Below are 12,343 nucleotides of genomic sequence, written 5' to 3' on the forward strand. Positions count from 1 at the left end.
ATCTCAGCGATTTAAACATTAAGATAAAATCAGGGTTGCGACCAACGCCGCAATCACACCGTAGATAAACATCGGTACGACGGTTTTTTTGATGATGGTGCCTTCTTGATTTTTGACATCTAAAACAGAACAAACGGCGATAACATTATTGATACAGACCATATTTCCCATCGCCCCACCGACGGATTGCAATGCCAGAATCAACGGTACTGAAAGTGCGGTTGTCTGTGCAATCGAATATTGAATGCCGCCGAACGTCAAATTGGATACCGTATTGGAACCGGAAAAAAACGAGCCGATTGCGCCCAGATAGGCGGAGAAATAGGTCCAGTTAGATCCGGTTGCCGCCGCAAAATCACGCCCGATCGTTTGCACCATCGAATTTTCGCCGCCCAACAGCATTAATTTTACCATAATCAAGGCGCCGATTAGCGCGAAAAACGGTTTTTTAGTTTGCTGGAACGTACTGAAAAAAATGGATTTTGACTGTGTGCCGTTCAGTTTGAAAAGTGCGAGTGAAATCAAAACCGTAACGATAAACGGAATCAGTGACGGCACATACAGGGTTTTATAGCTGTCGCTGACACCTTGTCCCAGAATGTTTTTCAGTGACAAAATCAACGCACGGCTGACTTCAAATTGACCGAATTGCCCCAGTGACACCGAGAACCACGTGGTTGCGTCATTCAGTAAGGCTTTCAGTCCCAGTTGGTGGATCCGTGTGACGATGAGAATGCCGATTAACAATAACGTCGGCAACATGGCTTTGAACAGCGTGACGAACGGCACGCGTTCCGCCGCTTCTTGCGAATCGGTTTTACGCAGCCCGATGCCTTGATTGGCCAATAAAATCGAGATAAGCAAGCCGACAGCCCCGCCGACCAGCGCCGGAAACTCATAATTGACACTGGCGAGCAACAGATACGGCACGGTGCAGGAGACAATGCTTAAATAGATAAACAGCAGGTTTTTGCGGATTTCCTGCCAGCTGCTGACAAAACGCAGCGCCATCACCGGAATGACAAAACCGGCAATAAAGTGGATAAAGGCGGTTTTATAGCCGATATCCATCAGCGTTTCATCGTCCAGATTCAACGGCGCAAAACCGAACCAAGTCGGCGTGCCGACCGCACCGAATGAAACCGGTACGGAGTTCATCACTAAAGCAAATACGGCGACTTTTATCGGATTGAAGCCCAGTCCGACCAGAATCGGCGCGGCGATAGCGGCAGGCGTGCCGAAACCCGATGCGCCTTCAATCATGAAAGCGAACGCCCAGCCGATAATCATCAATTGGGCGATCGGATTTGGGTTGATATTCGACAGCCAGCGGCGCAGGACATTGATTGATCCTGAGATTTCCATCATTCGATTAAACAAAATCGCACCGAAAATAATGGTTACCGGTGTTTGGGTGGCGATAATGCCGGAAATCACATTAGCGTTGACCAGCATGAAATCTTGATCGAAGTAGGTCAGCTGTAAGACGTAAACCAACAGCGCAATCAACGGTAAGGCGATAAAGGAAGGGGTGCTGTTACGTTTCACCATTAAATAGATCAGTAAAACAATCGGAAAAAGACTGAGTGTTAAAGCCATTTAAACATCCTGTATTAAAAAAATTAATTTAATTAATGTGCAACATTAACCATAGACAATGTATTGTTATTAGGGATTGTTATCATAATGTAATAAAAGAAATAGAGTTGTGATATAGATCTCAAGTTTGTGATCAAAATAATAAGGAACGGTATGATTTTGGTTTAATTGAAGAAAATTTCGCCAGCGATCAAAACCAAACCGCACTTTAATCGGCGTGACGCCGTAAAGTGCGGTCGGCAGAATGACGGATAAGCGGGGTTAACGCGGTGTTTGCAGATAAACCGTTTGTGTCAATAAATATTCTTCCAGCCCGTGTTTACCGTCGGCGCCGCCGATACCGGATTGTTTCCAGCCGGCATGAAAGCCTTGCATGGCTTCAAAATTTTCTCGATTGATATAGGTTTCACCGAATTGCAGGCGGCGGGTGATATAGAAGGCATCGTTCAAACTTTCGGTATAAACCGAGCTGGTTAAACCGAATATGCTGTCGTTTGCCATTGCCACCGCTTCATCAAGGGTGTTGAAGGCGGCTATCGGCAGAACCGGCCCAAAGGTTTCTTCATGCATAATGTCCATGTCGTTTTTGACATCGGTCAAAATCGTCGGTTCGAAGAAAAAGCCTTTTTGTTGTGGGCGTTTGCCGCCCAAATGCAAAGTTGCGCCTTGCTTGACCGCTTTTTCCACTTTGGCGGCAACGGCATCAACCGCTCTTTTTTCAACAAGCGGCCCCATATCCAGCGTATCTTGCGCAGCGGCCGGATTACCAAACCGCACTTGTTGCATAGCGGCGGTCAGTTTGGCAACAAAGGCGTCATGAACCTCTTGCTGCACATACACCCGCTCGGCACAATTGCACACTTGTCCGCTGTTGATAACCCGTGAGGCGACGATGGATTTGACCGCTAAATCCAAATCGGCATCTTTCAACACGATTGCCGGTGCTTTTCCGCCCAATTCCAAAGAAACTTTGGTAATATTTTGTGCCGCAGCGATCATCACTTGCCGACCGGCTTCGACTGAGCCGGTCAGGCTGACCAAATCCACTCGCGGGTGTTGTGCCAGATGGCTGCCGATCTCCGCTCCCGCACCGTTAACCACGTTAAACACGCCTTTCGGCAGGCCGGCGGCATGGACGATTTCGGCAAAAATAAACGCATTGATCGGGGTAATGCTGGAGGGTTTGACCACAATCGTATTGCCGGTCAGCAGTGCCGGCCCCATTTTGCGGGCGATCAGGAAAAACGGAAAATTCCACGGCAGAATACCGGCAACGACACCGTGCGGGCGTTTAAATAACAAAATATTTTCGTTCGGCCGATCGCTTTGAATAATTTCGCCCTCATAACGGCGCGCCCACTCAGCCTGATAATCCAGATAATCGGCGGTAAACAACACTTCTACCTCGGCCAACTCTTTGGTTTTTCCGCCCTCGGCAACAATCGTAGCGGTCAGTTCTTGCGCACGTTCACGAATCCCCTGTGCGATTTTGCGCAAATATGCGCCGCGTTGCACTGCCGGCGTGTGTTCCCACTCGGTCTGTGCTTGTTTTGCGGCTTCAACCGCCAAATCAACTTCCGTTGTACCGCCTTTCGGTTCATGAGCAATGACCTCTTCTGTCGCCGGATTCAAGACATCACGGTAGGTCCCGTTAAAATCGGTAACAAATTGACCGTTGATATACATCGCTAATGTTTTCGTTGATTGTGACATAGGCACCTCGTTGGATTGATGGATGGTTGAAACGGATTGCTTCAACTATAGCCGATTTTGCCGATAAAGAAGGTGTTCAAGTTCACAAAATTAACAATTAATTATCAAAAAAATAACAAAAGTGCGGTTGCTTATTCCTGATAACACAACAAATAAGGCGCCGAATCAAGCCGACGGCGCCTATTAGGTGAACGTGCGATAAAAATCTAAGGTAAGTTTACCAATGGTGTTTCCAACACGGCGATTGGTTTGCCACCTTGAATGTCGGCAATCGCTTGCGCTGTTTTTTGTACGGCTTCTTTACTGTCCAAAATAGTGAAAGTCAGGTCAAATGTTTTTTGCTCGCCCGGTTTGATTTTCGGCACAAGTCCCAATTCACGCTGATATTTACGGTTATAGGCGTAGCTGGTTCCCGGCTCAATTCCGGTGACATAGCCTTGTTTCAGGGTATCGGTATTTTTCCACATGGTTAAAACCGGCAGCTGTTTGGTATCAAAGCTGACGGCAATCCCTTTGTCTCCGCGCTTATTTTCCAGCATGGCGAGCGTTTTACCGTTGCTGTCGGCATAAGGCACAATGTTATAGACGGTTTCATCGTAATCGACTGTTGGGGCGGCGTATTGATTCCAACGATTCATTTCTCCGACAGCACGTTGATTAAACGGCGAAACTTCTTTGATTGGCGCACTGAATTTCGCCCCTTCTTCCAATAACGGTTGTCCGTAGTTGCTGTGATAAATAATTTGGTATTCGTTTTCATAATCCCCCAGATTGGTCAGCTGATCGTGTAGGGAGAATGATTTTTCACCCGGCACAACGGTTAAACCCGCCCAAACTTCATAGTCATTTTTTTTGAAGGTTTTTTCATAGACTGCACCTTTAACAGTGATGGTATAAGGGGCTTGTTCGGCAATATCGACGATCACGGTAGAAGCCGGCGTATTGCCGACACGCCCGTGCAGGCTCAACAATTGGCCGTCATCGTCAACCCCGGGATGTCCTGTCCATTCGAATCCGCAGCGCACCATCATTTCGTTGAAACCGTCAAGCCAGCCCAATCCGTTGCGGCTTTCCAGTTCAATAAAAGACGGATTGACAATTTCTTTGACCGGAGAGTCCCAGCCTAAGCGGATATCGCCGCTTTTGACTTCAAAGATATTCATGCCGCGAGTTGGGATCAGGCTAATCGTCATAACCCCATTGTCAATATCGATAACGCGTACGCCTGCCTGTTTTCCGCCGTGTAAAACCCGCTGGGTGACGCTGAATGTCTTGTCAATGCCCAAGGCTTTATTGTCGATATGCCAGTTGCCGACATCGGTGGCAGCCTGAGCATCGGTAATCACAAATTCTTTGGCAATGATCGGGGTGGAAATCAGGGAAAGCAAAGTGATTGCAATAAGTGAACGCTTCATAATAACAGCTCCTTTTGGTTGGGTTCATTCTTTATAAACAGTAGAAAAAACGATTAAGCTGACTTAATTGTAGCCAAAAAATAGCCGTTGAATATTTAAAATTACTTCATTTGGTGAGCTTGATCACAGAAAATCTATCGACTTGAAAAAGAGGAAAGACAGAGATTCATGATTTCAGATTAACCGTGTAAGAATTTCCATTTTACACTAGTCACTTATAGTAATAAGGGCTAAAATATCCGATACTTTTTTAATAAAGTGCGGTTTTCCGCCCTATAATTCATTAAACAGGCAAATAACATGATTGATCCTAATTTATTGCGTAATAATCTGGCAGAAACTGCCGAAAAACTGCGAATCAGACGTCATTTCACACTCGATACCGCTAAAATCAGTGAATTGGAAGAGCAGCGTAAGGTGTTGCAGGTGAAGACCGAAACTTTACAGGCGGAGCGCAATGCCCGTTCCAAAAGTATCGGGGCGGCAAAAGCCAGAGGCGAGGATATTCAGGCGTTATTGGCAGAAGTGGATTCAATGGGGAATGCATTAAACGATGCCAAAACCGCACTTGAGCAGGTGCAAAATGAAATGCAGCAAATTGCCCTCAATATTCCGAACATTCCTGCCGACGAAGTGCCGTTGGGCAAAGATGAAAGTGAAAATTTGGAAGTGTTGCGCTGGGGCGAACCGAAACAATATGACTTCGGCGTGCAGGATCATGTCACGTTGGGTGAAAATGCCGACGGACTGGATTTTGCTGCCGGCGTCAAATTGGCTGGTGCGCGTTTTGTAGTCATGAAAGGGCAAATCGCCAAGCTGCACCGCGCTTTAAGCCAGTTTATGCTTGATTTGCATACCGAACAGCACGGTTATCTGGAAACTTATGTGCCGTATCTGGTCAACCATGAAACGTTATACGGCACGGGGCAATTGCCGAAATTCGGTGAAGATTTGTTTCACACCGATGCATTGGAAGACGAACAGCCTTACGCCTTGATACCGACGGCGGAAGTGCCGGTGACCAATATGGTGCGTGGTGAAATTTTGGACGAAGAGCAACTGCCGATCAAGATGACGGCACATACGCCGTGTTTCCGCTCTGAAGCGGGATCTTACGGGCGTGATACTCGCGGCTTGATCCGCATGCACCAGTTTGACAAAGTGGAAATGGTGCAAATCGTTGCGCCGGAAAAATCGATGGAAGCGCTGGAAGAGCTGACCGGACATGCCGAGAAAGTATTACAGTTGCTGGGCTTGCCATACCGGAAAGTATTATTGTGCAGCGGCGATATGGGCTTTGGTTCGGCAAAAACCTATGATTTGGAAGTGTGGCTGCCGGCACAAAATACCTACCGTGAAATTTCGTCCTGCTCCAATATGTGGGATTTCCAAGCACGCCGTATGCAGGCGCGTTGTCGTGCCAAAGGCGATAAGAAAACCCGTTTGGTGCACACCCTTAACGGTTCGGGGTTGGCGGTCGGACGCACGTTGGTTGCGGTGCTGGAAAATTATCAGCAAGCCGACGGCTCGATTGCCGTTCCGGCGGTATTACAACCGTATATGGGCGGCTTGGCGTTTATCGGAAAATAGCTTGACCGCACTTTAATCGTTTAAATCCTTTTCGGGCATACCCCTGAAAAGGATTTTTTATTGGACGGTTGAGATTAATTCAAGTAAAGATTAAATTTAGTCAAAAAAAATCGGGAATATCTTACATTTACAATGCGAAATAACTCTTGGGTTTTTGAGTCGTATCACTATAAAATTAATCACCCGATTAACTGTTTAGCGAGACAGCAACCATGAATTCAGTCCTTATTCCCACCCTTGAGCTAGCGGCACTTGTCGCCAATTCCAATGATATTTCCCGACACGAAAATAATATGTTCAGCCTGCCGAACGGTTGGCAAGTGTTGGATACCGCACTTTCGTCCAAAGCGACGTTAAGCGGCAATTTGGGATATGTGCAAAATAAACAGAGCGGTTTTGAAGCAAAAGCGTATAGCAAAGGGGAGCAAATCGTGATTGCCTTTGCCGGAACTAATGTCGATGATTTAAAAGAGTGGATTGCCGATTTTGAAATTGCCTTAGCAGGCAAATCCCATCAGCAACTTTTTGATGCGGCGGTGTATTATCAGGAAGTCACCGCACAACACCCCGATAAACAAGTGGTTTTTGCAGGCCATTCCCTCGGCGGCGGCTTGGCATCGTTAATGGCGGGATTTTTCGATAAACCCGCCGTCACATTTGATCAAGCGCCTTTCCGTTTGGCCGCCACAAAAGCCGTTGCAGAAAAAATACAGGCACTGTTGAAACAGTTAGGCTATGCCGATGATGCGGATCTCAACGGCTATTACACCGTAGAAAAGCCGGTGGCGGAATTGAAAGCCGTGTTGGGCGATATGTTCAGTGCATTGGTGCTGAAAAATGCCTTGTATCCGCTAGACATTCGTGGTGAACAAAATGTATTGTCCTATGCCTTGCGAGGCGAATTTTTAACCGACGGTTTTGCATTTTTACAACAAGGGTTGGCGGCGTTAAAAATCGGTGAGCTGAATCTGATTAAAGCGGACGCCGGCGAATTGACCTTATCGCCGTTTACCTATCACGGTTTAGAACTGCTGGTGCTGCCGATGATTGCACCAAAAATAACCGCACTTTCGGTTTATTTTCCCGAAATTTTCCAAAACTTAGAGAATTATCAATCCTCGACCTATGCCAACAGCCAAACCAGCACCTTGATTCAATTTTTACAGCAGGAAATGCACGCTATTTCGGCAGGAAAATCATATAGTTTCTTGCAGGGATTTTTAGCGGATCTTGAGCGGGTGGCAACCTCGATTGATAACCTTGAAGCCAATTCAGTGGTGAAACACCCGCAATTGCGCAGCGCATTGCTAAATCTGGTGATCGATTATTACTACCACACGCCCCTTGGCGAAGCGCCTCAACCGTTCTTTGAGATTAAACAAGATGCACTGTATTTTTCTAGCGCAGATACGGTCAGGACGCAGTTGATTTCAGACATGGTTCAGCAATTAAACCGGCTGAATCTCATCGAAAAAGGAACCTTATTATCGGATTTGCGTTCGGGTAAAAATCACGATTGGATTTTAAGTTATCACGAAGAGCAAGGGCTGTTTTTCAGTGATACGGAAAGTGCGGATCATCATGTCGTGATCGGCAGCCGTTATGACGATCAAATCTCGGCCGGAAGCGGTGATGATATTATGTTCGGCGGGCAGGGTAATGATATGCTCAATGGCGGCGGCGGTGCCGATAAAATGTACGGCGGCGCCGGCAACGACAGCTATTATGTCGATAACAAAAATGATGTTATTCTCGAAGGCATCGGGCAAGGCACGGACACCGTCATCAGCGCCATTTCCTATAAATTGGGATCTTATTTAGAAAATTTAACCCTCATCGGCGATGAACATATCAACGGCTCAGGCAATATTTTAAATAATGTGATTCAAGGCAATGACGGGAATAATATACTGCGCGGTGAATTGGGCAACGACGGTTTACACGGCGGCAAAGGCAACGATTGGCTGATTGGCGGTGCCGGTCATGACATCTTAAACGGCGGTGAAGGAAATGACGTGCTGGAAGGTGGCTTAGGCAACGACACTTATGTATTCGAACGCCATTCGGGGCGTGATGTTATCCGTGATTTCGACCCGTTTGTCGGCAGAGACTCGCTTAAATTGACGGATATTAAAATTGAACAAGCATCTTTCTTCCGTGATGAGAAAAACCTGATCGTGGCATTACGTGAAAGTGATGACAGCGTCACCGTACAAGATTGGTTTAAACCGTTCTCCGGCTACATGCATAGAATCGAACAGTTTGAATTCAGCGACATCACCATCAGCGGTTCGCACGCGGAGCAACTTGCCGCTTATCAGCATAAACCCGATTATTATGAACAACCGATCAACTTAATCGCCTAGCTTGCAATAGCGCTGCTGTCGGATTTCCGTATTTTGCTTATGATTTGCGAATTGGACTACCGAGGGCGACGCTATTGACAACGTGTATACCGCACTTTTCATCGAACAATCTGTTTTTTTTATTCTTTTTTCTGCAAGCCTGTCGGATTTCCTATCTTATTATTCGTTTTTATCTAATAAAGAGTTAGGTATTCAGCTTCTTATCATCATAAATTATTTGCCTATAATGGTGATATTTTCAACGAATACTCAAAAGAAGGGCAGGATATGGAAAACATAAGTTTACCCAAAATTATGTTGGGTACTTGGTCTTGGGGCGGTGGTCTGTATGGCGGCGATCAGGTATTTGGCAACAGTATTTCGGCAAAAGATGTAAAAGAGGTGTTTAAAGTCGCGTTAGAAAACGGTTTGAATGCGTTTGACACGGCAACGGCTTATGGCTTAGGGGCATCGGAAGCGATTTTGGGCGAATTGATGCGCGACTATAACCGCACGGATCTTGTGATTTCGACGAAATTTACCCCGCAATTAGCAGAGATGTACGACAATTCCGTAGAAAAAATGTTTAATGCAAGTGCGGCACGTTTTAATACCGATTACATTGATATTTATTGGATTCATAATCCGTCGGACGTAGAACGCTGGACAAGCGGCTTAATTCCGTTGTTAAAAGCGGGCAAAGTTAAAGCCGTGGGCGTATCAAACCACAATTTAGCGCAAATTAAGCGTGTAAACGAGATTTTAGCGCCGGCAGGTTTCAAGATCGATGCCGTTCAAAACCATTTCAGCTTACTGTATCGCGCCTCAGAAGACGCCGGCATTTTGGATTACTGCAAACAAAACGGTATTGTCTTCTTTGCCTATATGACACTTGAACAAGGTGCATTAAGCGGCAAATACAGTCCGGAAAATCCAATGCCGATCGGTTCCGGACGCGGCGATACTTATAATAAGGTATTACCCCAATTAGTCAAATTAACCGACAAAATGCGTGCAATCGGAGAAAAACAAGCGGCAAGCGTAGCGCAAATTGCGGTGGCATATGCGATTGCCAAAGGCACGGTGCCGATTTTGGGTGCAACCAAATTGCATCATGTGACCGATGCGGCGAAAGCGATGAAGTTAAATCTTTCGGCTGATGAAGCGGCAGAACTGGAACGTCTTGCTAAAGAAACCGGCGTGGATACCCGCGGTGCTTGGGAAAACCCAATGGTATAAATCTCACTCGACAGGCGGTTGCAAAATTTTGCTCGCTTGTCATCTTCAATGACAGGTGTAAAATGAAATTTATGATTAAAACGCTTATTTTTTCAACCGCACTTTTTACTTTGCCTGCGACAACCTTTGCCACTGACACAAAACCTGCGACACAACAGACAGCACAAGGAGAAATGCAAATGAGCCTTTCAACTCGACAATTTTCGCTGGCACAAATCGCTGCGCTGACGGCGAAAGGTGATATCCCGAATCTTAAAATTGCCGTTGATCAGGCATTGGATAACGGCTTGACCGTCAATGAGCTCAAAGACGTCATGGTACAACTTTATGCTTACACGGGCTTTCCACGAAGTCTAAACGGCTTAAATGCCTTGGTGGAAAGTGTGAAAGCGCGTCAAGCGAAAGGAGTGAAAACGGAAACCGGGCGTGAGCCGACCGCACTTCCGGCTAATGCCGATATGGCACAAAAAGGCACCCAAACCCAAACCGAGTTAGTCGGACAAGCGGTGGATCTTTCCGCACTTTCACCGGATATCGATCGTTATTTGAAAACCCATTTATTCGGCGATATTTTCGCCAGCGACCTCTTAAGCTGGCAAGAGCGGGAAATCGTGACCGTCGCCGCATTAAACCAACTCGTCGGCGTGGAGAGTCAACTCAATGCCCATATCGGTATCAGTAAGAAAAACGGCATAACCGATGAACAAATCAACGCCGTAAAAAATGTATTGAATCCGAAAGAAATGAGCCCGTTTCCGGCAGGTGACGAAAACACGGCTTACGCCGACTATTTTGTCGGCAAAAGTTATTTAAATATGCTCTCGCTCGACCAAGTCGTGATCGGCAACGTGACGTTTGAACCCGGTACGCGCAATAACTGGCACATTCACCGTGCGACCAAAGGCGGCGGTCAAATGTTGATTGTCACCGCAGGGCGTGGCTATTACCAAGAGTGGGGCAAAGCCGCCCAAGTGCTTAAAGCAGGCGACATCGTTCACATTCCTGCCAATACGAAGCATTGGCATGGTGCCGCCCCAAACGAATGGTTTCAACATTTAGCCATTGAAGTTGCAGGCGAGAACAGCGGCAACGAGTGGTTAGAACCGGTTTCGGACGAAGATTACGGCAAACTGAAATAATCAAGCAAGACGTAAAGTGCGGTCGAATCTCCGGCATTGCGACAATTTTTTTATCAGCGAATAAGCAGGAAGCCTTAGGGCGGCTTGTGGAGATAATCGACCTTTGTATTTTTCATATGTTGAAAAACCGATAACTTGTATTTGAGAAGGGGGAAAATATGGTATCTCGTCGTCAAACTTTAAAAACATTAGCGGCAACGTCACTGTTCGCCATTTTGCCAAACAGTCTGGTAAAAGCTGCGCAAGTCGGCGAAAACAGGTTTCACCCTTTTGATTTTGAAAAACGCACAGTGACGCTCAATAATGGGATCGAAATGCCGATTATCGGTATCGGTATGTGGACGCTTAGCCCGGAACAAGCGGAAAAATCCGTCACCGAAGCGTTAAAATCGGGTTACCGTTTAATCGATACCGCTCGGATGTACCGTAACGAAGAGGCGGTGGGGCGTGCGGTTCGCAATTCAGGCATTCCGCGCGATCAGATTTTCATCACTACGAAAATTTACGGCAGTCGTGATTACGCCGACGCTGAAAAAGCCATCAATGAACGCTTGAAATTACTCGATACCGATTACATCGACTTATTGCTGTTGCACTATCCCGATACACATGACACCGAGGCTTGGAAAGTGATGGAAAAATTCGTGCAAGCAGGCAAATTGCGCGCAATCGGTTTGTCGAATTACCATCAAAAAACCTTTGGCGACATCATGAAAGTGGCGACTGTCACTCCGGCCGTTGTACAAAATGAAGTCCATATTTACAACCAAGATAAGCATACTAAAGCCTTCTTACGGCAATACGGCACACAAATGGAGGCTTGGTATCCGCTCGGCGGACGCAACAGCTACGGTAACGGTGGTAAAGACGTGTTATTTGCCGATCCGACCATTGTTGCGACGGCAAAAGCCCACAATAAAACACCGGCGCAAATTTTACTCCGTTGGCAGTTACAGGCAGGCAATATTGCCATTCCCGGTTCAAGCAATCCGGCGCATATCAAAGAAAACATTGCGATTTTTGATTTTGCGCTAAGCGAGAAAGAGATGGCACAAATCAGTAATTTGGATAAACAAACGAAGTTCTCGACATTCGGCAACGAGTAGCGAGCTAAACCAAACGCCCTGAAAATCGACCTCACGTTATGACAATTTATTGAATGTGCGGAGTTAGTTTAGTTAGTTTCTACTTATAAGCGGTGGGATTTTTGCAAAATTGGCAAGCAATCTCACCGTTTTTTTTGGGAGCAAAGTTCAGATTTTATTGTTTGGTTAAATCTAATAATCAGTTAATTAAAGGTAGT

General features: G+C 46.3%; 8 protein-coding genes. 5 read left to right on the forward strand and 3 right to left on the reverse strand.

Features of this window, described 5'->3' with window-relative positions; all coding sequences use genetic code 11:
• Window positions 1-18 precede the first annotated feature (18 nt).
• The 3 genes from OA57_RS07430 to OA57_RS07440 all read right to left on the reverse strand — a co-directional run bounded on the left by OA57_RS07430 (window position 19) and on the right by OA57_RS07440 (window position 4,727).
• Window positions 19-1,599: an L-lactate permease gene (locus OA57_RS07430; RefSeq protein WP_034615762.1), complete on the reverse strand. Its 1,581-nt coding sequence runs from the start codon at window positions 1,597-1,599 to the stop codon at window positions 19-21.
• 261 nt (window positions 1,600-1,860) lie between these two features.
• Window positions 1,861-3,312 carry an aldehyde dehydrogenase gene (gene aldA / locus OA57_RS07435; protein WP_034615764.1) on the reverse strand — a complete coding sequence of 484 codons (1,452 nt, stop codon included), beginning with the start codon at window positions 3,310-3,312 and terminating at the stop codon, window positions 1,861-1,863.
• A 206-nt stretch (window positions 3,313-3,518) separates the two neighbouring features.
• Window positions 3,519-4,727, reverse strand: a complete 1,209-nt coding sequence (locus OA57_RS07440) for an aldose 1-epimerase family protein (RefSeq protein WP_034615766.1) — start codon at window positions 4,725-4,727, stop codon at window positions 3,519-3,521.
• 300 nt (window positions 4,728-5,027) lie between these two features.
• Between OA57_RS07440 and serS the strand changes: the two genes are divergently transcribed.
• The 5 genes from serS to OA57_RS07465 all read left to right on the forward strand — a co-directional run bounded on the left by serS (window position 5,028) and on the right by OA57_RS07465 (window position 12,146).
• Window positions 5,028-6,317 (forward strand): serine--tRNA ligase, encoded by a 1,290-nt coding sequence (gene serS / locus OA57_RS07445; protein WP_034615769.1) that lies wholly within the window; start codon window positions 5,028-5,030, stop codon window positions 6,315-6,317.
• 212 nt (window positions 6,318-6,529) lie between these two features.
• Window positions 6,530-8,683 carry a calcium-binding protein gene (locus tag OA57_RS12260; protein WP_084589892.1) on the forward strand — a complete coding sequence of 718 codons (2,154 nt, stop codon included), beginning with the start codon at window positions 6,530-6,532 and terminating at the stop codon, window positions 8,681-8,683.
• A gap of 267 nt (window positions 8,684-8,950) precedes the next feature.
• Complete coding sequence (locus OA57_RS07455) at window positions 8,951-9,901, forward strand: aldo/keto reductase (protein ID WP_034615772.1); 951 nt, start codon at window positions 8,951-8,953, stop codon at window positions 9,899-9,901.
• A gap of 62 nt (window positions 9,902-9,963) precedes the next feature.
• Entirely contained in the window at window positions 9,964-11,040 is a 1,077-nt protein-coding gene (locus tag OA57_RS07460) for a carboxymuconolactone decarboxylase family protein (RefSeq protein WP_084589893.1), read from the forward strand.
• 158 nt (window positions 11,041-11,198) lie between these two features.
• Window positions 11,199-12,146, forward strand: coding sequence for an aldo/keto reductase (locus OA57_RS07465; protein ID WP_034615774.1), 948 nt, complete (start codon window positions 11,199-11,201; stop codon window positions 12,144-12,146).
• Window positions 12,147-12,343 lie beyond the last annotated feature (197 nt).

It is taken from the genome of Chelonobacter oris, assembly GCF_000772535.1.
GTDB lineage: Bacteria > Pseudomonadota > Gammaproteobacteria > Enterobacterales > Pasteurellaceae > Chelonobacter > Chelonobacter oris.